Annotated in this window: 21 protein-coding genes; 13 read left to right on the top strand and 8 right to left on the bottom strand. The window is 61.4% G+C overall.

What is annotated here, in order from left to right; translation table 11 throughout:
- The first annotated feature begins 48 nt into the window (after positions 1 to 48).
- The 6 genes from FME97_RS03440 to FME97_RS03415 all read left to right on the top strand — a co-directional run bounded on the left by FME97_RS03440 (position 49) and on the right by FME97_RS03415 (position 5,594).
- Positions 49 to 543: a hypothetical protein gene (locus FME97_RS03440; protein WP_141427884.1), complete on the top strand. Its 495-nt coding sequence runs from the start codon at positions 49 to 51 to the stop codon at positions 541 to 543.
- Between the two features lie 21 nt (positions 544 to 564).
- Positions 565 to 1,965: an MATE family efflux transporter gene (locus FME97_RS03435; protein ID WP_141427883.1), complete on the top strand. Its 1,401-nt coding sequence runs from the start codon at positions 565 to 567 to the stop codon at positions 1,963 to 1,965.
- Positions 1,966 to 1,980: 15 nt separating this feature from the next.
- A complete protein-coding gene (locus FME97_RS03430) occupies positions 1,981 to 2,616 on the top strand; it encodes a cytidylate kinase-like family protein (RefSeq protein WP_141427882.1) in 636 nt (211 codons plus the stop codon).
- 3 nt (positions 2,617 to 2,619) lie between these two features.
- Entirely contained in the window at positions 2,620 to 3,732 is a 1,113-nt protein-coding gene (gene prfB / locus FME97_RS03425) for a peptide chain release factor 2 (RefSeq protein WP_141427881.1), read from the top strand.
- A gap of 13 nt (positions 3,733 to 3,745) precedes the next feature.
- Complete coding sequence (locus tag FME97_RS03420; protein ID WP_141427880.1) at positions 3,746 to 4,339, top strand: GNAT family N-acetyltransferase; 594 nt, start codon at positions 3,746 to 3,748, stop codon at positions 4,337 to 4,339.
- A gap of 64 nt (positions 4,340 to 4,403) precedes the next feature.
- The gene (locus FME97_RS03415; protein ID WP_141427879.1) at positions 4,404 to 5,594 is read left to right on the top strand and encodes an exo-beta-N-acetylmuramidase NamZ family protein; all 1,191 of its coding nucleotides are present in this window, start codon (positions 4,404 to 4,406) and stop codon (positions 5,592 to 5,594) included.
- Positions 5,595 to 5,604: 10 nt separating this feature from the next.
- Here FME97_RS03415 and FME97_RS03410 read toward each other — a convergent pair whose 3' ends face one another.
- Genes FME97_RS03410 through serS form a run of 3 tightly spaced genes read right to left on the bottom strand, consistent with a single transcriptional unit; the run spans position 5,605 to position 8,654 of the window.
- Positions 5,605 to 6,186, bottom strand: a complete 582-nt coding sequence (locus FME97_RS03410) for a sugar O-acetyltransferase (protein WP_141427878.1) — start codon at positions 6,184 to 6,186, stop codon at positions 5,605 to 5,607.
- Positions 6,187 to 6,190: 4 nt separating this feature from the next.
- Complete coding sequence (gene bla, locus FME97_RS03405) at positions 6,191 to 7,327, bottom strand: class A beta-lactamase (RefSeq protein WP_141427877.1); 1,137 nt, start codon at positions 7,325 to 7,327, stop codon at positions 6,191 to 6,193.
- Positions 7,328 to 7,382: 55 nt separating this feature from the next.
- Positions 7,383 to 8,654, bottom strand: a complete 1,272-nt coding sequence (gene serS / locus FME97_RS03400) for a serine--tRNA ligase (protein WP_141427876.1) — start codon at positions 8,652 to 8,654, stop codon at positions 7,383 to 7,385.
- 401 nt (positions 8,655 to 9,055) lie between these two features.
- On the opposite strand from serS, the gene FME97_RS03395 reads away from it, so the two are divergent.
- The 7 genes from FME97_RS03395 to FME97_RS03365 all read left to right on the top strand — a co-directional run bounded on the left by FME97_RS03395 (position 9,056) and on the right by FME97_RS03365 (position 17,092).
- Positions 9,056 to 9,529: a hypothetical protein gene (locus FME97_RS03395; protein WP_141427875.1), complete on the top strand. Its 474-nt coding sequence runs from the start codon at positions 9,056 to 9,058 to the stop codon at positions 9,527 to 9,529.
- A 224-nt stretch (positions 9,530 to 9,753) separates the two neighbouring features.
- Positions 9,754 to 10,215, top strand: a complete 462-nt coding sequence (locus FME97_RS03390; protein ID WP_141427874.1) for a hypothetical protein — start codon at positions 9,754 to 9,756, stop codon at positions 10,213 to 10,215.
- An 89-nt stretch (positions 10,216 to 10,304) separates the two neighbouring features.
- Positions 10,305 to 12,164 (top strand): peptidase U32 family protein, encoded by a 1,860-nt coding sequence (locus FME97_RS03385; RefSeq protein ID WP_141427873.1) that lies wholly within the window; start codon positions 10,305 to 10,307, stop codon positions 12,162 to 12,164.
- Complete coding sequence (locus tag FME97_RS03380; protein ID WP_141427872.1) at positions 12,161 to 15,229, top strand: glycoside hydrolase family 2 TIM barrel-domain containing protein; 3,069 nt, start codon at positions 12,161 to 12,163, stop codon at positions 15,227 to 15,229. The genes FME97_RS03385 and FME97_RS03380 overlap by 4 nt, the downstream gene beginning before the upstream one ends.
- Before the next feature lie 154 nt (positions 15,230 to 15,383).
- Complete coding sequence (locus FME97_RS03375) at positions 15,384 to 16,295, top strand: class I SAM-dependent methyltransferase (protein ID WP_141427871.1); 912 nt, start codon at positions 15,384 to 15,386, stop codon at positions 16,293 to 16,295.
- A gap of 2 nt (positions 16,296 to 16,297) precedes the next feature.
- A complete protein-coding gene (locus tag FME97_RS03370) occupies positions 16,298 to 16,738 on the top strand; it encodes a YqaA family protein (protein WP_141427870.1) in 441 nt (146 codons plus the stop codon).
- 63 nt (positions 16,739 to 16,801) lie between these two features.
- Complete coding sequence (locus FME97_RS03365) at positions 16,802 to 17,092, top strand: hypothetical protein (RefSeq protein WP_141427869.1); 291 nt, start codon at positions 16,802 to 16,804, stop codon at positions 17,090 to 17,092.
- A gap of 23 nt (positions 17,093 to 17,115) precedes the next feature.
- Here FME97_RS03365 and FME97_RS03360 read toward each other — a convergent pair whose 3' ends face one another.
- The 5 genes from FME97_RS03360 to FME97_RS03340 all read right to left on the bottom strand — a co-directional run bounded on the left by FME97_RS03360 (position 17,116) and on the right by FME97_RS03340 (position 21,676).
- Positions 17,116 to 17,688 carry a hypothetical protein gene (locus FME97_RS03360; protein ID WP_141427868.1) on the bottom strand — a complete coding sequence of 191 codons (573 nt, stop codon included), beginning with the start codon at positions 17,686 to 17,688 and terminating at the stop codon, positions 17,116 to 17,118.
- 18 nt (positions 17,689 to 17,706) lie between these two features.
- Positions 17,707 to 19,263, bottom strand: a complete 1,557-nt coding sequence (locus tag FME97_RS03355; protein WP_232522923.1) for a BF3164 family lipoprotein — start codon at positions 19,261 to 19,263, stop codon at positions 17,707 to 17,709.
- A 518-nt stretch (positions 19,264 to 19,781) separates the two neighbouring features.
- Positions 19,782 to 20,354 carry a chromate transporter gene (locus FME97_RS03350; RefSeq protein ID WP_141427866.1) on the bottom strand — a complete coding sequence of 191 codons (573 nt, stop codon included), beginning with the start codon at positions 20,352 to 20,354 and terminating at the stop codon, positions 19,782 to 19,784.
- Complete coding sequence (locus FME97_RS03345; RefSeq protein WP_141427865.1) at positions 20,351 to 20,899, bottom strand: chromate transporter; 549 nt, start codon at positions 20,897 to 20,899, stop codon at positions 20,351 to 20,353. The genes FME97_RS03350 and FME97_RS03345 overlap by 4 nt, the downstream gene beginning before the upstream one ends.
- A 3-nt stretch (positions 20,900 to 20,902) precedes the next feature.
- Positions 20,903 to 21,676, bottom strand: coding sequence for an NADH-quinone oxidoreductase subunit B family protein (locus FME97_RS03340; RefSeq protein WP_141427864.1), 774 nt, complete (start codon positions 21,674 to 21,676; stop codon positions 20,903 to 20,905).
- Between the last annotated feature and the right edge of the window lie 65 nt (positions 21,677 to 21,741).

Genomic DNA, 21,741 nt, shown 5'->3' with positions numbered 1-21,741 from the left:
GGGCGGCCGGGGATTTCCGCGGCCGCCGTATGCGAAAGTCGTTCGGAAATGGGAGGATGGATCAAATACCTCGCGGCCGCCGTCGTAGCGGTCGGGGCGTGCGGCTGCACGGCCCCGTTCTACATGCAGTCGCGTCAGGGCACGGCCGTCGGCTCGGGAATGCCGGCGCCGCAGGAAATCGACTCGCTGACGCGCCACCGCATGACCGTCGGCGCGGAGGAGACCTTCTCGCTGCTGCTCGGGGTCCTGCGCGCCGAGGGGTGCTTCGTCGAGACGGCGGACCGGAGCTCGGGGCTGGTCGTGGCGCGGCAGGTGCTGCCCTATGACGGAGCCGCGGTTCCCGTGGCGGGCGAAATCCGCCGCATGAGCTTCCTCGTCGCCCCGGCGCAGCAGACCAGCGAGGTGTGCCTTACGATCTACGTCTCGCGGCAGTGGTACTCCTCTTCGGCGCAGGCGTTCTGCACCGAGGAGCTGGGGCTGGCGACCGATCCGGAGCTCTACGGGGAGTGGTTCGGCCGGCTCGACCGGGCCGTGCCGCGGTAAGGAGAAAACGAAAGAGGAATTATGCCGACAACAGAACTCAAATCGGCGGCGATGGAGCTCGGGACCGAGCGTATCCGGAAGCTGCTCGTGCAATACGCCGTGCCGGCGGTGGTCGCCATGACCGCCTCGTCGCTCTACAACATGGTGGACAGCATCTTCATCGGTCACGGCGTGGGACCTCTGGCCATCTCGGGACTGGCGCTGACTTTCCCGCTGATGAACCTCGCCGCGGCCTTCGGGTCGCTCGTGGGCGTGGGCGCCGCGACGCTCGTGTCGATGCGTCTGGGACAGCGCGACTACGACACGGCCCGCCTGGTGCTGGGCAACGTGCTGGTGCTCAATCTGATTATCGGAACCGTCTTCGGCCTGCTCGCGCTGGCGTTCCTCGACCCGATACTCTACTTCTTCGGCGCGAGCGATGCCACGATCGGCTACGCCCGCGAATACATGTCGGTGATCCTCGCGGGCAATGTCGTGACGCACATGTATCTGGGGCTGAACGCCGTGCTGCGCGCCTCGGGCAATCCCCGCAAGGCGATGTACGCCACGATCAACACGGTGCTCATCAACACCGCGCTCAACCCGCTGTTCATCTACGGCTTCGGCTGGGGCATCCGCGGCTCGGCCATCGCCACGGTGATCGCGCAGGTCGTGTCGCTCGTCTGGCAGTTCCGCATCCTGTCGGACCGCCGCGAGCTGATGCACTTCCAGCCGGGCATCTACCGGCTGCGCCGGCGGCTCGTCCGCGACATGCTGGCTATCGGCATGTCGCCCTTTCTGATGAACCTCACGGCGTGTTTCATCGTCATCCTGATCAACAAGGGGCTGAAGACCTACGGCGGCGATCTGATGATCGGCGCCTACGGCATCGTGAACCGCCTGGCGTTCATCTTCGTCATGATCGTCATGGGCATCAACCAGGGCATGCAGCCCATCGCCGGGTACAATTTCGGCGCGCAGCAGTACGACCGCGTGCTCAAGGTGCTGCGGCTGACGATCGTATGCGCCGTGTGCGTCACCTCCTCGGGCTTCGTCGTCGGGGAGTTCATGCCCCATCTGGCCGTGTCGCTCTTCACGACCGACGAGGAGCTGGTGCGGCTGGCCGCGGACGGCATGCGCATCGTCTTCCTCTGCTTCCCGATCATCGGGTTCCAGATGGTGGCGACGAACTTTTTCCAGAGTATCGGCATGGCCGGCAAGGCGATCTTCATGTCGCTGTCGCGCCAGCTGGTCTTCCTGCTGCCGGGCCTGCTGTTCCTGCCCCGCGTCTTCGAGGCCCATACCGATTGGGGCGGCGGCTGGGGCGTGTGGTGCGCCATGCCCCTGTCGGACCTGCTGGCTACGGTGGTGGCCTTCTTCATGCTGACGTATCAACTGCGGAAATTCCGGGCCGCGATCGCGGCCCGCTCCGCCAACGAATAAAACAGAACGACGACCATGAAAGAGCTGTTCGTAATCAACATAGGCCGCCAGCTGGGCAGCGGCGGCAAGGACATCGGGGAGATCATCGCCCGGCGGCTGGGCGTCCGGCTCTACGACAAGGAGCTGCTGACGCTGGCGGCCAGGCAGAGCGGCCTGTGCGCCGAGTTCTTCGAGAAGGCCGACGAGAAGGAGTCGCGCAGCGTGCTTTCGACCATGATCGGCTACCTGCGCTCGCCCTTCGCGGGCGACTGCGGCGGGGTGACCAGCGTGCTGTCGAACGACGCGCTGTTCAAGATCCAGAGCGACGTGATACGCGATGTGGCCGAGCACGAGTCGTGCATCTTCGTCGGCCGGTGCGCCGATTACATTCTGCGCGAGCACCCGCGGCGGGTCGATGTCTTCATTTCGGCCTCCGAGGCGGATCGCATCCGCCGCATCTGCGCGCGCACGGGCTGCACGGCCGACGAGGCGCGTGCGCAGATGGAGCGCGGCGACGCCCGCAGGGCCGGTTACTACAATTATTACAGCTCGAAGACCTGGGGGGCGGCGGCGACCTACCACCTCTGCATCGACTCCTCGGTCTTCGGCGACGAGGGAACGGCGGATTTCATCCTGGAGTTCGCGTCGCGGAAACTGAACATGAAATTCTGACGTATGGTACTTGCAGAGCAGATCAAGGAGATGGAGCGGCGCCGTGCGGCGCTGGAGCGGTGTCTGGGCATCGAGCAGAAACGCATCGACCTCCGCAACGAGGAGGAGAAGACCCAGGAGCCGGATTTTTGGGAGAATCCCGACAAGGCGCGCGAGCAGTTGCGCAAGGTGGCGGGGATCAAGGCGTGGGTCGAGGACTACGACGCCGTGTGCAAGGAGGTCGAGGACCTGCAGCTGATGCCCGACTTCGTGAAGGAGGGCGTGGTGACGGAGGCCGAACTCGACGAGCAGTATGCCCGGACGCTGGAACGTATCGAACAGCTCGAGATGCGCAACATGCTGCGCCGCGACGAGGACAAGCTGGGGGCGATTCTGGACATCAACGCCGGAGCCGGAGGCACGGAGGCGCTCGACTGGGCGTCGATGCTCCTGCGCATGTATACCCGCTGGGGCGAGGCGCACGGCTACAAGGTCAAGGTGCTGGATTACCAGGCCGGCGACGAGGTGGGGGTGAAGTCCTGCACGCTCGAGTTCGAGGGCGAGTACGCCTACGGCTACCTCAAGAGCGAGAACGGCGTGCACCGCATGGTGCGCCTGTCGCCCTTCAACGCCAACAACAAGCGACAGACGACCTTCGCGTCGGTCTTCGTCTCGCCCGCGGTGGACGATACGATCGAGATACGGATCAACCCGGCCGACATCGAGTGGGACACCTTCCGCTCGTCGGGTGCGGGCGGCCAGAACGTCAATAAGGTCGAGACGGCCGTGCGGCTGCGTTACCACGGCAAGGACCCCGACACGGGCGAGGCGGTGGAGTTCCTGATCGAGAACATGGAGACCCGTTCGCAGCTGATGAACCGCGAGAATGCCATGCGCATCCTCCGGTCGAAGCTCTACCAGCGCGAGCTGGACAAGCGCATGGCCACGCAGCAGGCGCTCGAGGCGTCGAAGAAGAAGATCGAGTGGGGCTCGCAGATACGCTCCTACGTCTTCGACGACCGCCGCGTGAAGGACCACCGCACGGGCGTGCAGACCTCGGCCGTGGAGGCGGTCATGGACGGCGACCTGGACGCCTTCATCAAGGCCTACCTGATGGAGTTCGGCGGGCAGGCGTAATAAGAAGAGGAATATGGAGCCGGTTGCGGGAGATACGGATCGCATGGAGACGGATCGGCTGCTGCTGCGGCGTTTTTCCGGGGAGGATGCGGAGGCGCTGCTCGCCTTCTTGGGCGATCCGGAGGTCAATGAGTTCCTGCCGATGTTTTCGTTGCGGGATGCGGCGGAGGCGGAGCGCTACCTGCGGTATATCGGCGACTGGGTCCGGCAGGGCGGGCTTTACTATGCGGTCTGCCTGAAAGGAAGGCCGGAGCCTGTCGGCTGCGTGCATGTGAGCGGCGACGACAGCCGCGATCTGGGATACGCCCTCGGACGGGCGTTCTGGAACCGTGGCATCTGCACCGAGGCCTGCCGGGCGGTGATCGCACGGCTGAAGCGGACGGGCGCGCCGTATGTCACGGCGACGCACGACGTGAACAATCCGCGGAGCGGAGCCGTGATGCGGGCCGTCGGCATGACCTACCGCTACTCGTACGAGGAGCTGTGGCAGCCGAAGAACCGTCCGGTGACCTTCCGGATGTACCAGCTCGATCTGAACGGCCGGGAGAATGAGACCTACCGGAAATACTGGGACCGGCATCCGGTTCATTTCGTGGAGAATCCCTGATCTCCGGGCGGCTGTCCCCCGGAGACCGTTGTATTAGCGAAGAGCGAAAAATCCGTAAAAGCCTATGAAACGTCGGATATTCTGTTGTCTGGCCGTGTGTGCGCTGCTGGCCGCACCGGCCGTTCTGGCGCAGCCGCGGGTCGGGATGACCGACACCACGGCCTATTTCCCGTTGCTCGAAGGGCGCCGCGTGGCGGTGCTGGCCAATCAGACCTCCGTGGCCGACATGCCCGGTGCGCCGGGCGCCGACGCCTCCGGGAGGGTCCATCTGGTCGATCTGCTGCACGGGAGGGGATTCCGCGTGACGGGCATCTTCTCGCCCGAGCACGGGTTCCGCGGCGCTGCCGACGCCGGGGAGCGTGTGGACGATTCGGAGGACCCGCGGACGGGCATTCCGATCCGGTCGCTCTACGACGGCGGGTCGGGCCGTCCTTCCGGAGAGACGATGCGCACGTTCGACGTCCTGGTGGTCGATATGCAGGACGTGGGGCTGCGGTTCTACACCTACCATATCACCATGCTGCGGATGATGGACGCCTGTGCCGCCGCCGGGCGCAGGGTGATCGTGCTGGACCGTCCGAATCCCAACGGCGGGCGAGTGGACGGTCCCGTGCTCGACATGAAGTACCGTTCGGGCGTCGGGGCGCTGCCGATCCCCGTGCTGCACGGCATGACGCTCGGCGAGATCGCCCGCATGGCCGTGGGAGAGGGCTGGGCCGCGCCGTGCGATCTGATCGTCGTCCCGTGCCGCGGCTATACCCATGCCACCGAATACCGGCTGCCCGTGGCGCCGTCGCCCAACCTGCCGACGCAGCGCGCCGTTTACCTCTATGCCTCGCTGTGCCCCTTCGAGGGGACGGTCGTGAGCCTCGGGCGCGGCACGGACCGGCCGTTCGAGGTTTACGGCCATCCGGATATGCGCGGGCGGGAGTTCTCCTTCACGCCCCGTCCGACGGACGGGGCCAAGCACCCGCCGCTCGAAGGGCGCGTGTGCCGGGGCGTCGATCTGAGCGGCATGCCGCTCGGCGAGTCGCGCGGGGTGGGTTTCTCGCTGCGCTATGTGATCGACGCCTACCGCGATCTGGAGGCGCTGGGCGAGGAGTTCTTCACCCCGATGTTCGAGAAGCTCGTCGGCGTGGGGTGGGTGCGCCCGATGATCCGCGCCGGAGCTTCCGACGAGGAGATCCGCGCCCGCTGGCAGGAGGACGTCGCGCGTTTTACCGCACTGCGGGCGAAGTATCTGTTGTACGAATAGGCGGCCTGCCCTAAAAGACTTCAGCGATGCGGTCCGCCTCGGTGACGGGCCGCACGACGCGGCAGGGGTTGCCCACGGCGACGACCCCGGCGGGGATGTCGCGCGTCACGACGCTTCCTGCGCCGATCACCGTGCCGTCGCCGATGGCTACTCCCTGCGTTACGACCGTATGGCCGCCGATCCAGACGTCGTTGCCGATCGTGACGGGCAGCGAGCGCATGATCCCTTCGGCCCGCTGGTCGGGCAGCAGGGCGTGGTTCACGGTGTAGATGCCCACGTTGGGGCCGATCAGCACCCGGTCGCCGATCGTGACGGGCGCTTCGTCGAGGATCGTGAGGCCGAAGTTCCCCACGAAGTCGTCGCCGATGGAGATGCTCTCCCCGAAGTCGCAATGGAACGGGCTGTGCAGACAGCAGTTCCGGCCGACCCGGCCGAAAAGCCGTTTCAGAATCGCTTCGCGCTCCTCGCGCCGCGAGGGCGGCAGGGCGTTGAGTGTGAAGACCAGTTCCTCGGTCCGGCGCAGGGCCTCGCCGATGGGCGGACAGACGGCGTGTAGCCAGAATCCCGCCCGCATCTTTTCGAGTTCGTTCATTTCGTTACGGGTCGTTTCGGGTGAAACATTCGTAGGCCGCACGGGAGATTTCGGCGGCGATGGCGGCATTCGTTCCGTCCGTCTCGCGGGAGTCGGTGACGAAGACCGCGACACAGTAGCTCCGGCCGTCGGGCAGCAGGACGTAGCCCGCGTCGTTGTCGGCGATGCGCACGCCTTCGGCCGTGCGGTCTGAGGAGCCGGTCTTGTGGCCGAGGCGGACGTTGCCGGGCAGTCCCGCACGGAGCTTGTTCGCTCCGGTCGGGGCCTCCTCCAGTGCGCTGCGGAGCAGTGCGTCGTATTCCGCGGGGAGCAGTCCGCCCCGCAGCAGGCGGGCGAAGAGTTCGCAGACGGCCGACGGCGGGGCCGTGTTGAGGCGCTGGTTTTCCGTCGCGCGGTGCATCGTGCGTTCGGAGGCCGCGATGCGGAATCCTCCGATGCCCGCCCCGCGGAGGTACTCCTCCACGGCTGCGGGGCCTCCGGCGAAATCGAGCAGCCGGTCGCAGGCGATGTTGTCGCTCAGCGAAATGCTGTACCGGATCAGGCCGGCGAGCGTCACCGTGCCTCCTTCGGGCGGCAGCGAGTCGCGCATCGGGCTGTACGTATTGCCGTCGAGCCGTTCGGGACCTACGTCGAACGGAGCCGAAAGGGGCATGCGTTCGCGTGCGGCACGGTCGAGGGCGGCCAGGGCCACGGGAACCTTGAAGACGCTCAGCAGCGGCAGCGGAACGTCTCCGCGGCGGATCGTGCGGCCGTCGGGTGTGCGGACGGCGACGCCGATCCGGGCGCGGCGGCCCTCCAGCGCCTCGTCGAGGCGGTGTTCCAGGTCATCCGTCGGGCGGGTGCAGGCCGCCGCGAGCAGGGCGGCCGCGAGGCAGATCGTGCGGATCATGGCGGTGTTTTTCGGGGCGGACCGTAAAAACAGCCGCTCCGGAAGGTCCCCGGAGCGGCTGTTGTCGGATTTTACGTCGTCGTCGTTACTCCGATAGATCGCCTCGCTCGGGCAGACGCCTGCGCACGTGCCGCAGTCGATGCACTTGTCCGGGTCGATCACGTAGATATCGCCGGCCGAGATGGCCTCGACGGGGCATTCGCCGATGCAGGTTCCGCAAGCGACGCAGGTGTCGGTGATTTTGTAAGCCATTGCTGTAAAGATTTATTGTTAAAGTGTGTGTTTGTGTCCGACAAATATATGAAACTTATTCGATAATATCAAATCCCGTGTAGGGAACCAGCGCTTCGGGAATGCGGATGCCTTCGGGCGTCTGGAAGTTTTCGAGCAGCGCGGCCACGATGCGCGGCAGGGCCAGCGAGGAGCCGTTGAGCGTGTGCGCCAGACGGATCTTCTTCTCGGCGTCGCGGTAGCGGAGCTTCAGGCGGTTGGCCTGGAACGACTCGAAGTTGGAGACCGAGGAGACTTCCAGCCAGCGCTTCTGCGCCTCGGAGTAGACCTCGAAATCGTAGGTGAGCGCCGAGGTGAAGGACATGTCGCCGCCGCACAGCCGCAGGATGCGGTACGGCAGGCCGAGCGAGCGGACGATGCCCTCGACATGGGCCACCATGCCGTCGAGCGCCTCGTACGAACGCTCCGGCAGCGACAGTTGCACGATCTCCACCTTGTCGAACTGGTGCAGGCGGTTCAGGCCGCGCACGTCCTTGCCGTAGGAACCGGCTTCGCGGCGGAAGCAGGGCGTGTAGGCGGTCATCTTCACGGGAAAATCCTTCTCGTCGAGGATCACGTCGCGGTAGATGTTCGTCACGGGAACTTCGGCCGTGGGGATCATGTAGAAGTTATCGACCGTGGCGTGGTACATCTGGCCCTCCTTGTCGGGCAGTTGGCCCGTGCCGAAGCCCGAGGCTTCGTTCACCATGATCGGCGGCTCGACCTCGAGATACCCCGCTCGCGTGTTGCAGTCGAGGAAGTAGTTTATCAGCGCGCGCTGCAACCGTGCGCCCTTGCCCTTGTAAACGGGGAATCCCGCGCCGGTGAGCTTCACGCCCAGATCGAAGTCGATGATGTCGTATTTCTTCGCCAGCTCCCAGTGGGGCAGCGGATTCTCGGGCAGGGCGGTGTAGTTCTCCACGAGCTTCACCACGAGGTTGTCCTCGGCCGTCCGGCCTTCGGGCACGATGTCGGCGGGGAAGTTCGGGAGCGTCACCAGCGCCGCCTGCAACTCCTGCTGCACGTCGGTCGATTCGGCTTGCAGGCGCGAGGATTTCTCCTTGAGGTCGGCCACGAAGCGCTTGCGCTCCTCGGCCTCGTCGCGGCGGCCCTGGCCCATCAGCGCGCCGATCTCCTTGGCGGCCTTGTTCTGGGCGGCGAGCGTCGTGTCCAGCTCGACCTGGATGGCTTTGCGGCGGTCGTCGAGTGCGAGGATCCGGTCGATGGCCTGTGCGGCGTCGACACCCTTCTTGGCGAGTTTACGGACGGCAGCGTCGCGGTCGTCGCGGATTTGCTTGATCGTAAGCATGGTATCGGAAGTTTTTTGTGTTTTCGCATTACGAGCAACAAAATTACAAAAAATGCGTGAAAGTGTATCTTTTTCATCGGGTAAAAACTCCCCGGCGGTTGTCGGTCCGATGAATTTCACTATCTTTGTAAAAAGGAAACGTATTCATGCCTATGGTATAAGGAATCGTTGTTTGATTGACATATGAAAAGCGTTGGCTTTTATTCTCGTTTCTGAAAATCGCCAAATTGAAGAATACCCGGGAATAGGTTGATGCTCGCGTCTGATGGCGTGGGCTTTGTCTATTTGGGTAAGGGTGTTTGGCGATACCTCAGAAACGAATCAGACGTTGTCCCACGCTTTTTGCATTCATACGATCCATTTTGCGGAAAGATTTGTTTAATTTAAATTAATGAAGCGTTATGTTGAAAAAATTGAGTTTGTTGTTTGCGGCCTTTGTTTTGGGTGCCGTTATCAGCCTTGCCATCCAAGCATGCGGAAACGAAAGTAAGATCGAATCTGGAAATGATGTTACAACCGGCGATATTCCATCTTCGGGAAATGATTCGGATGCGTCGTGCAACTGTACGCCGTGCAACTGTGCGTGGAGTAGTCAGAAATTTAGCAGTCAGATTATTTATGATGAGAATGGATTGGAATCTACTCATATTGAATATGAATATGATAATATCGGTCGGGTAATTAGCGTAAAAAATGTGAATTATGTAAATATATCCGGGAAAAGATTTTTGTCCAGTGAAATAGAAACAGATTATACCTACGCGGACTCGGATAATATTCGATATGGAACAACGACATATGTGTATTATGATGAAAGTGGAACAATTACCAATCAAATAAAAACAACAGAAAAGATAATTCTTTATAAACAATGAGGAAGTATTTATTTTTGTTAGGATGGGATAGTGTGTTTTTGTTTGGACTGTGTGCGATAGTAGTTATATTGCTGTCTTTGTGTATTCCGGGCTGGTTGTCTTCGCTTTGCTGGTCCGTTATTTCTGCCACAATTGTATATGTTGTGACGGTGATTCTACCGCGGTATCGTAATATGAGGTATATAAATGGACTTTTGTTGAAGCGGATGGAACGGTTGATAAATATGGGAGAATATTTATTTGAAAATATTCAAGTAGCGCAGTTCTCTATTGACGATCCTCGACGATATACTACTATATTTGAAAAAAAGATTCCTGATAGCAAACAGATAGAAGAATTTTGTCAGAATATAGATTTGCGGCAGAATCCTACACGGATGATTCTCCCGGCTCATGTTAGTCCCAGTTGGGATATTTTGATATTAAATCAATGTGGAGAAGAAATTGAAAGAAATATACATGAGATTATTAGTATAAATACATTGGATAACAGTGATTTAAGTCTATTAGTAGATGATTTGCAGAATGCATATGATGAATTTAAGTTATCGTTTCTAGCATTTGTGGATATGGCTCAAAGAGAACCAAAAACATGGGTGGATAAGGATAGTATGAGCAAACTTGCCGCAAAATTCCGGGATCTGGAATCCATGGCTTTGCAATATGGGGCAAAAAAACGACCGTAGACTTTTACCGAGGATGTTGGCGATGGATTTTTGTGGATGAGGGCGTTTATTGCGGATAGTTTCGTATTTTTGTGCAAAATTCCACCGCTGTGAAAACCGTCGAACTGCTGGCTCCGGCCAAAGATTACGCCTCGGCCGTCGTGGCCGTCGATGCGGGCGCCGATGCCGTCTATATCGGCGGCGCGCGCTTCGGGGCGCGGCAGGCCGCCGGGAACACCGCGGAGGAAATCGCCCGCGTCGCGGCGTATGCCCACCGCTTCGGCGTGCGGGTGCACGCCACGCTCAACACGCTCCTCTGGGACGACGAGCTGGAGGAGGCCGAACGGCAGGCGCGCGAGCTGATCGCCGCGGGGGTCGATGCGCTCATCGTGCAGGACATGGCCCTGCGGCGGATGGATCTTCCGGTCGAGCTGCATGCCTCGACGCAGGTGTCGAACCGCACGCCCGAAGGGGCGCGGTTCCTGGGCGAGGCGGGGTTCGCGCGCGTCATTCTGGAGCGGAACCTTTCGCTCGACGAAATCCGCGCGATCTGCCGCGCGACGCGGGCCGAGGTGGAGTGCTTCGTGCACGGGGCGATCTGCGTGGGGTACAGCGGCCGCTGCTTCCTGTCGCGGTCGATGTCCGCACGCAGCGGCAACCGCGGCGCATGCAGCCAGCCCTGCCGGCTCACCTACGACCTGACGGACGGCCGCGGACACACCTATATCGCGGGGAAGCACCTGCTCTCGGTGCGCGACATGAATCTGTCGGCGCATCTGGGCGAACTGCTCGATGCGGGCGTCACGTCGTTCAAGATTGAGGGGCGCCTCAAGGACGTGAACTACATCCGCAACGTGGTGGCCTTCTACCGCCGGGCGACGGACGAGGCGCTGGCCGCCCGGCCCCGTCTCGGACGGGCCTCCGTGGGCGAGAGCGTCCCGGACTTCACGCCCGACACGGCCAAGAGCTTCACGCGCGGCGAATCCGAATACTTCTTCGCGGGACGGTGCGCCGGCGTGGCGTCGTTCGACACGCCGAAGGCCGTGGGCGAGCGCATCGGCCGTGTCGTCCGGGTCGAGCGGGGCGCTTTTCGGCTCGACGCGGCGGAGGGCCGGACGCTGGCGGCCGGGGACGGCATCTGTTTCGTTACGCCCGGAGGCCTCGTCGGCACGAACGTCAATGCGGCGGAGGGCGGACGCATCGTGCCCCGCCGCATGAAGGGAATCGTTCCGGGCGCGGAGGTTTTCCGCAACTACGACAGGGCCTTCACGCTCCGGGTCGAGCGCAGCCGCACGCGGCGGGTGATTCCCGTCACGGCGCTCGCGGAGGTCTCGGCCGGGGAGCTGCGCCTGACCTATACGGACTGCGAGGGGATCGCGGCCTCGGCGTCGCGGCGCGTGGAGCTCGGCCCGGCGCACGATCCGGAGGCCAATGCCGAGGCGCTGCGGCGGCAGGCCGCCCGCAGCGGCGACACGATCTTCTCCGTGCGCGGGGTCGAGGTGCGGGGCGCGGAACGATTCGCCCCCGCGTCGCTCGTGGCCGGGTTGCGCCGCGAGGCGCTCGGACGGCTCGCGGAGATGCGGCGGGCCCGGGTTCCCGAACACCGGATTCTCGCCGAGGATCCCGCGGCGCGTTACCCTTCGGAATGCCTCACGGCCGAGGAGAACGTGACCAACCGTCTGGCCGAGGCCTTTTACCGCGACCACGGGGTGCTGCGGATCGAGCGGGGGCTGGACCTGGCGCCGACGACCGCGGGCCGTACGGTGCTGCGCTCGGCCTACTGCATCCGCCGCGAGATCGGCGAATGCCTGCGCGAAAATCCCCGCCTGCGGGGCGGGTTGTGGCTCGAACGCGGCCGGCACCGCTACCGGCTCGATTTCGACTGCCGGCGGTGCGAGATGAGCCTCGTGGACTGCACCTCCGATACGGACGGAACGAACCTGAAACCGAATAAAACCGAAAAGTCATGAAAAGACGAATCCTGGCCCTGACGGCGTGGTTCCTGACGGGCTTTGCATGGGGCGCTGCGGCGCAGACGTGGACCGAATGGCGCGATCCGGAGGTCAATGCCGTGAACCGGCTGCCGATGCGCTCCTCGTTCGAGGCGGGCGAGCGGCTGTCGCTCGACGGCGTGTGGCGTTTCAAATGGGTGCGCCACGCGACGGAGCGGCCCGACGGCATCTGGCGCACGGATTACGACGACAGCGCATGGGACACGATGCCCGTGCCGGGAATCTGGGAGCTGAACGGATACGGCGATCCGGTCTATGTCAATGTGGGCTACGCATGGCGCGGCAACTTCCGGAACGATCCGCCGCACGTCCCCGACACCGAGAATCACGTGGGTTCCTACCGCCGCACGTTCGACGTGCCGGCCGGCTGGGCCGGAAAGCAGGTCACGCTTTCGATCGGCTCCGCCACGTCGAACGTTTACGTCTGGATCAACGGCCGCTTCGTCGGTTACAGCGAGGACAGCAAGCTGGCGGCGCAGTTCGACGTGACGAAGTACCTCCGGCCGGGCGAGAACCTCGTCGCGCTGCAGATCTACCGCTGGTCGGACGGCACGTATCTGGAGGATCAGGACTTCTGGCGGCTGTCGGGCATCGCCCGCAGCGTGGAGCTGGTGGCGCGCGACAGGGCGCACCTCGAGGACGTGCGCATCACGACCGCGCTCGACGCCGACTACCGCGACGCCGTGCTGGCCGTGGAGACGCGGACCACGCCGCAGGTGAAATCCCTCGCGCTGACGCTGCGCGACGCGGCGGGTGCGGAGGTGGCTTCCGGAACGCTGAAACCCCGCGACGGCGCAGCCTCCGCGGAGCTGGACGTGGCCGGTCCCGCGAAATGGTCGGCCGAGGAGCCGAACCTCTATACGCTCGAAATCGCCGTGTCGGACGGCCGCCGGGTGACCGAGACCGTCACGCAGTGCGTCGGATTCCGCTCGGTGGAGATTCGCGGCGGGCAACTGCTCGTGAACGGGCAGCCCGTGCTGATCAAGGGCGCCGACCGTCACGAGATGGATCCCCTGAAGGGATATGCCGTGAGCCGTGAGCGGATGATCGAGGATATACGCATCATGAAGGAGTTGAATATCAACGCGGTGCGCACATGTCACTACCCGAACGACCCGCAGTGGTACGACCTCTGCGACCGTTACGGGCTCTATGTCGTGGACGAGGCCAACGTCGAGTCGCACGGCATGGGATACGGCGAAAGCACGCTGGCGAAGAACCCGGCCTATGCGAAGGCGCACGTGGAGCGCAGCAGCCGGATGGTGCTGCGCGACAAGAACCATCCCTCGGTGATCGTCTGGTCGCTGGGCAACGAGGCGGGCATGGGGCCCAATTTCGAGGCCTCCTACCGCTGGGTGAAGGAGTATGACGCGTCGCGTCCGGTGCAGTACGAGCAGGCGATCGGCTACAAGACGGAGGAGGGTTCGCCCTATACGGACATTGTCTGCCCGATGTACTGGGATTACGGGCGCTGCCGGGAGTACTGCGAGTCGAATCCGGACAAACCGCTCATCCAGTGCGAATACGCGCACGCCATGGGGAACTCGCTGGGCGGGTTCGACCTCTACTGGGACCTCGTGCGCAAATACCCCGCCTACCAGGGCGGATTCATCTGGGACTTCGTGGACCAGGGTCTGGCGCACTACGAGCCGGACGGCCGCGTGTCGTTCCGTTACGGCGGCGACTTCAACGATTACGACGCGACGGACAATTCGTTCAACTGCAACGGCATCGTCGCGCCCGACCGCACGTGGCATCCGCATGCCCGCGAGGTGCAGCGGCAGTATCAGTCGGTGTGGACCGAGCCCGTCGCGCTGGAGCAGGGCCGTGTCGGGGTCTATAACGAGAATTTCTTCCGCTCGCTGGAGAACTGCGAGCTGGAGTGGCAGGTGGTGGCCGACGGCCGCACGGTCCGGCAGGGGCGTGTGTCCGATCTCGATGTGGCGCCGCAGCAGCGCCGCGAATACGCGCTGGGCTTCTCGGCGGCGGATTTCCCCGCCGGAGCCGGCGAGGTGCTGGTGAACGTGGCCTACCGGCTCAAGAACTCCGAACCGCTGCTCGACGCCGGATTCGCGGTGGCGCGGCAGCAGTTCGTCGTGCGAGGGTACGATTTCGGAGCGCATTTCGGTTCGGATACGGTTTCGGAGGGGACCGTGCGGGTGTCCCGGTGGGAGCGCGGCACGCGCGTCGAGGGCGACCGCTGGACGGCCTTCTTCTCGCGCGACGGGTTCCTCTCGCGCTACTGCACGGACGGCCGCGAGCTGCTGGCCGAAGGCGCCTCGCTGCGTCCGCAGTTCTGGCGCGCACCGACGGAGAACGACCTCGGGGCCGCGCTCGACCGCAGGCAGGGCGTGTGGAAGAATCCGGAGATGAAGCTCGAATCGTTCGAGGCGCGGCAGGCGGAGGCCGGGGCCGTCGTGACGGCGCGCTACTCGCTGCCCGGGACCGGCGCTTCGCTGACGCTCGTGTACCGGATCGACGGTGCGGGCGCGATGACCGTCGAGGAGCGGATGGAGGCCGGGGCGGAGGAGGCTCCGCACCTCTTCCGGTTCGGAATGACGATGGAGATGCCGGCGCGTTACGACCGCATCCGCTATTACGGCCGCGGGGCGCACGAGAACTATGCGGACCGCCTCTCGTCGGCCGACCTGGGACTGTACGCGCAGCGGGTGGCCGACCAGTACCACGACGAGTACGTGCGGCCGCAGGAGTCGGGCACGAAGTGCGACGTGCGCTGGTGGCAGGTGCTCGATTCGTCGGGATCGGGGCTGGAGATCGTCTCCGACGCACCCTTCTCGGCTTCGGCGCTGCCCTATTCGACGGCCGCGCTCGACGTCTCGAATTTTCCGCCGCAGCAGCACTCCGGACCGCTTCAGCCGGACGGCCGGACGCATGTGAACTTCGAACTGCGCCAGTCGGGACTGGGCTGCGTCGATTCGTGGGGCCGCCTGCCCGAAGAGCGGTACAGGCTTCCCTACGGGGACTATACGTTCCGGTTCCGGCTGAAGCCGGTGGTGAAATAGGCCGGTGCGGTGCGGCCGGGCGTTTTCCTCGTCCGGCCGCATGCCGCGGTACGGCCCTCTCTTCCTCCGTTTGCCTCCTCCGTCCGCCGGGGCGGAGAGCGGGCGGAAGCTTCCGCCTTGCGGGGCGGAGGGTGTTTTTTGATTTTCGGAAACTATGCAAATGCAACTGACCCCCGCATTCGGGGATTACGAACTGCTTGATACGGGCGATTTCGAGAAGCTGGAGCGTTTCGGCCGCTTCGTCACGCGCCGTCCGGAGCCGCAGGCCATCTGGCGGCGGTCGCTGCCGGAGGCGGAGTGGCGGCGGGCCGACGCTTCGTTCAGACGCGACGGACGCAGCGAGGAGCGCGGCGAATGGCGCCTTGCGCCCGGTATGCCCGACCGCTGGACGGTGGAGTATGCCGGCCGGGGGATGCGCCTCCGGATGCGGCTGGCGCTGACGTCGTTCAAGCACGTCGGGATTTTTCCCGAGCAGGCCGCCAACTGGGATTTCATCTACGACCGATGCCGGGCGCTGGCCGGCGGCGGTGCGTCCGCGGGGAGCGGCGAGCGGGCGGAAGGCGCGCCGAAGGTGCTGAACCTGTTCGCCTATACGGGCGGCGCGACGCTCGCGGCCCGGGCGGCCGGGGCCGAGGTGACGCACGTGGATTCGGTGCGGCAGGTGGTGACCTGGGCGCGCGAGAACATGGAGCGGAGCGGGCTGGACGGGGTGCGCTGGATCGTGGAGGACGCGCTGAAATTCGTGCAGCGCGAGGTGCGCCGCGGCAACCGCTATGCCGGCATCGTCCTCGACCCGCCGGCCTACGGACGCGGCGCGAACGGCGAGAAATGGGTGCTCGAGGAGGGTATCTGCGAGATGCTGGAGCATTGTGCGCGGCTGCTGGAGCCCGCGGGGGCGTTTCTCGTACTCAACCTCTACTCGATGGGGCTCTCCCCGACGCTGGCCCGGACGACCGTCCGGCAGGCGTTCGGCGCGCCCGGCGAGGAGCAGTGGGGCGAGTTGTGTTTCACGGACCGCGGCGGGAAGCAGTTGCCGCTGGGAACCTATTACCGTTTCGTGCGATAGCGATGGAGTGGCTGCTCGATCTGGGCTATCTGGGCCTTTTTCTCGGCACGTTTCTGGCAGGGACGGTGCTGCCGCTCAGTTCGGACGTGCTGCTGATCGGAATGCTCGCCGCGAAGGCCGACCCGGCGGTGTGCCTCGTCGTGGCGGCGGTGGGCAACTGGCTCGGAGCCATGACCTCCTACTGGCTCGGATGGTACGCCCGGTGGGAGTGGCTCGGGCGCTGGTTCGGGGTGCGGCCGGAGACGCTGGAGAAGCAGAAGGTGCGCGTAGATCGTTTCGGTGTGTGGCTCGCGCCGTTTTTCTGGGCTCCGGTGATCGGTGTGGTCTTCATGATCGCGCTGGGAATCTACCGCGTGCGGCCCCGCACGACGGCGTTCATGGCGCTTGCCGGCTCGTTCGCCCGGTTTCTTTTCTGGGTGTTGCTGCATCGGGCGTTCGTCTGACAGGCGAAGAGGGGCGGCCGGGAATTGCCGCCGGGATTTGAAAACGACTAAAACGATTGCGATATGGGCATACTTACCGTGGTATTCGGCATCCTGAGCGGATGCCTGCTCTCTGTGCTGGTGGGCATCATCGGCAGCAGCCGCAGGATCGGTTTCGGCTGGGCCTTTCTCATCAGTCTGATCTTCACGCCCCTCGTGGGGCTTATCGTCGCTCTGCTGACCGATCCGCTGTCGGGCGACGACCGCCGCTGGGGCTGTATCGGCACGCTATTGGCCATTCTGGGCCTGGTCTTCCTCGCGGCGTTCCTCCTGCTGCTGCTCACGGGCGGCGCGCTCGTGCTTGGGGCATGCTGAGTTTGTCGTATTTTGATGAAATATTACTTTTCCGGAATATATTCGCCATTATGGGAAAGCATATTGTTTAGAGTTGATTCGAATAGTTTCCACATGTCGGTATTAAGAAGCGGATCTCCGATGAGAACGATATGATTATGCCGATCCAATAGGAATGTATGAAAGCGGGTATCTTTAGGTAAATTGGGGTTCAATTGACGAAATTCGTCTTTTCGATCAAGGTATACAGGAAATGAATTTGTTTGACTTTTGAGTAATTTTAATGTTAATGCGTATTGTTGTTCATCGGGAGACATAATAATCATTGGTGTAAAAAGATGTTTGTCTGATTTATAACAGAACAATTGCTCTAACTTGTATAAATGAGCGGCTTGGCAGGATGAACAACTTTCGGGACTGTAGTAGATTATGAGTTTGATGGGATGCTTCGGTATGTCAAAAGATAAATCCTGGAATGCTCCGTTTTGTACAATAGCCAGATTTTTCGGAAGCTGAATTTCTGTTTGAGTAAAAAGTTCAAGCTCTTTTTCCAATTTTAAACGGGTGCAACTGGTCGCTAAAAGCAATATTCCCAATAAAATAGTTTTATATTGCATAGTCGTATATTTTTGTAATCAATGATTGAGGTGTTGCTTTAGCCGGAACGATTCGAGTATATGTCGTATCATCTGTTTTTGCTCGGGTTCCTCGAAATCGTTTCGCATGTGTGTTACGGTTAGACGGATGCGAGTATTTTCGATTGAAAATCGGTATGTTGCATGGTAAATTGCTTGAATGTTTCCATTCTCTTCGACCGTTGTCGTCTGAATGAGTCGTTCCGTTTCGATGTCATTGACGAAGAACGTGCTTTTCCCGATTGTTCCATCCTCGTGGTCGAATGGCGTCGCATTCGGGTCTGCTTTCTCCGAGGGTTCGAAAAGACCGATACAAACCGTTCCCGAGAATCGGCCTTCGGTCAATCCTTCCTGAGTTCGTTGGGGCGCGAAATAATTGACGTTTCCGTAATAACCCTTGAATAGAGTGATTGCATCGGGTTGCTTTGACGTCGTGGCGTAAGTATCGGGCAACTCGATCGTGTAATAGGCCGTTTCTACATGTTCTGTCGTTTGCGGCGCGAAGTTACTGTTGTCTAAGGGTGGAAGATTATATTCGTAGATGATGTTGCCTTCTTCGAGTGAAGTACAGTAAATCTTGCCGAGTTCCTCCGAGACGGTGAAAGCGATAACCGGTTTGTCAAGTTGATAATTGGCTGTCAGGTTCCCTTTCCAGTCGAATACGAAAATGGAAGGGGTGAAGTCGGTCCCTTTTTTTCCGACTTCGTTTTTTACGATGTTGGCCCACATTACGTAAATGCGGTCGTCTGTGACGAATGGTTCGGTGAAAAGTATCTTTTCTTTGTCGGCATTACGGAATGAAAAATCCGACAGACCGTCGATGTGAATCTCCGCAGAGCAGATTCCGGTGGAAGCGTCGATGATTTTAAGAACTGGATACAGATAGTAGAAAGCTGCTATTTTGTCTTGTTTTTCATTGTATTGGGTTGATTTTAAATACAACCTGTATTTGTCCGTATCGGAGAGACGATTCGTGCACCAATTCGGATAGTAACCGAAATAGTGTCGATCTCGTGTTGCGATATTCAGTTTTACGAATTCGCTCCGATCCTTTTCCCGATACATTCGGTCAAAATAATATAGCGAATCATTGATTTTCTTGAGTCGGTTGATCGGATAGTCGTCTTTTTGGAACGGAATGGGAATTGTTTTTATGATTGAGGCAGAAGAATCCCCGAACTCGATTGTTTTGAGTTTTCCGACGTCGTATATTTCGACCTGTCGATCCGACACGATAACGGCATCATTGTTTGGACGGACGGATATTTCGTTATTGGCCCGGCCTATGTTTCCGAATGAATAGAGGTGCTCGAATGTCTGCGGATCGAAAACTTTGAACATGTCGTTTTTAACTTGTTCGAAAATGATCAACTTGTCCTTGTGAAGGAATATTTTGGTCGGCAGAAGCAGATCTGTACCGACAGTCCGCGATTCGTGCGCCAAGAGGATGGGGGCAGGAATCGGAGTATGCCGGATCAGTTCGGAATTGCGAGAACATCCTGCGAAGATGGATATAATTGACAGGTATATTGTCAATTTGTTCGGATATATAGACATAGGTCGGGCCTGTTGATTACATTGAATAGAGTGTACATTGTCCTTTGTCGAAGGCTTCATCGGATGATACCTCTTCGCATATAGGATAGTTGCAGTGATAAACAGTATTGCAATTCCAGAACCGGCAATTATTGTAGGAGCAATAACAGGTTACTGTTGTTGAGCCGTATTCGTTGTTGGCCGGCACTTTGGCATTATAAGGAATAATGATCATGTGTCCGGTAACGAGAGTTGCGGCTGTTAGCAATGCGATACCCGCAAAAATAAGTGTTTTTTATAAGAATGAAATTTTAAGTAAAATTAGGGTTAAGTTGTGAACTGTTTGGCGCTATTGTACCGAATGGTTTGCAGTAAAGATATATAAAATATATCTGACAAGCAAAAAAGGTTAATATTTTATTATTATGGGCGTTGCTTATTAAGCAATAGATTGATATTTTTGATATGGCTGTGATGCATGACAACGACCGCAATACGGCATACGTATCGCGATCTCTCGGGAAGTATGGCGACGGGTGTTAGCAGAAAGGATGGTAGATCACGATGCCCGCGGCGGCCGAGAGAAGGATCAGCAGGATGGGATTGACCTTGCGGGCCGAGGCGACGATGCAGAGGCCGAAGATCGCCCAGCTCCAGCCGTCGATGAAGCTCTCGCCCTCGTGCGAGGCGGGGAACATGAGCAGCAGGGCCGCCGAAGCGATCATGCCGATGACGACGGGTTTCATGCCCGACATGGCTCCCGCCAGGACGGCATTGCCCTTCAGGCGCAGGAAGAAGCGTGTCAGGACGAGCATGACCGTCAGCGACGGCAGGCAGACGGCGAAGGTGGCGATCGCAGAGCCGAGGATGCCGAAGAACGGGTTGTCGCCCGCCTGCGCCCCGACCGTGTAGCCCACGTAGGTCGCCGAGTTGATGGCGATGGGGCCGGGGGTCATCTGGCTCACGGCCACGATATCCGTAAATTCGGTGTTGGTCATCCACGCGTGGCGGACGACCACCTCGTTCTGGATCAGCGCCAGCATGGCGTAGCCGCCGCCGAATCCGAAGAACCCGATCTTGAGGTACGATAGGAAGAGTTGCAGGTAGATCATTTGTGCAGGCGTTTACCGATTGTGAGCGTCCATCCGATGCCGGCCGCGGCTCCGGCGGCGATGAGCAGCACGGGCGACCAGCCCAGGCCCCAGACGGCCAGCGCCGCGAGGACCGCGACGGCCATGAGCGCCGGGTGCATGCCCCGGGCCAGCGAGAAGACCGGCACGACGATCAGCGCCACGACGGCCGGGCGCATCCCCTTGAAGGCGGCGTCCACCACCGGGTTGTGGCGGATGCCCGCGAAGAAGATCGCCACGATCAGGATGATGAGGAACGACGGCAGCACGGCCCCCAGCGAGGCCGCCACGGCGCCCCGCAGTCCGCGGACCTTGTAGCCGATGAAGACCGACGTATTGACGGCGATGGGTCCGGGCGAGGATTGCGCCAGCGTCAGCAGGTCCAGGAATTCCCCCTGCGGCAGCCAGCGGCGCCGTTCGATGATCTCGGCCTCGATGAGCGGAACCATCGCGTAGCCGCCCCCGAAGGTGAACAGTCCGATCTTGAAAAAGCTGCGGAAGAGTTCGAAAAGAGTGGTCCGCTCCATGACTTATTCCCGTTTTTTTCTGCCCAGCAGCGTGCGGATGCCGTCGATGAAGACCATCGGGTGAGTCGGTGCGCCGGGCAGCCAGAGATCGACCCGGTGACGGTCGAAGAACGAGCGGTCTATGGCGCGGCTCGCGGCGAACAGCCCGCCCGAGCAGGCCTCCGTGCCGCAGGCGACGAGCACCTTCGGTTCGGCGACGGCGTCGTAGCAGATCTCGAGCGCCTCGGCCATGTTCCGCGTGACGGGTCCCGAGACGACCACGCCGTCGGCGTGGCGCGGCGAGGCGGTGAATCCGATGCCGTGGCGGCCGAGGTCGAAATTGACGTTGCCCGTGGCTCCCAGCTCCATCTCCACCGAGGCGTCGCCGCCGGCCGAGACTTCGCGCAACTGGAGCGCTTCGGCGAAAAACCGGCGGATCTCGGGCCGCACTTGTGCGGCGTCGAACGGGATGCGCTCCTGCCCCGGGCGGACGACGAGACCCTCGCGCACGGGCGATCCGATGCGGTAGTCATTCGTGAAGCGTATCGCGCTTTGCGCGATGCGGGCGCACTCGCCGCAGAAGAGGCAGCGCCCCAGGTCGAGCGCGAAGGGCTGCGCGGAGAGCGCGCCCGTGGGACACCGCTGCGCGGCGCGTCCGACTGCTTCCGCCGTCTGGTCGTCGCAGGGAGCCGTCAGGACGGGACGTCCCCGGAATTTGGGGGTCAGCTCCACGGTGTCGAGATCCGGAATGGCCTGCCGGCCGTGGCTGCGTAGAACGCGTATCTTGGGAAACAGCATGTTCGGTCTATTTTTTTTCGGTTCGTTCCGGCGGACGGTCCGCGGTGGCGGTGCGCCCTGCCGGG

This window comes from Alistipes dispar (assembly GCF_006542685.1).
Lineage (GTDB): Bacteria > Bacteroidota > Bacteroidia > Bacteroidales > Rikenellaceae > Alistipes > Alistipes dispar.
This window is presented reverse-complemented; position numbering and strand designations above follow the sequence as displayed.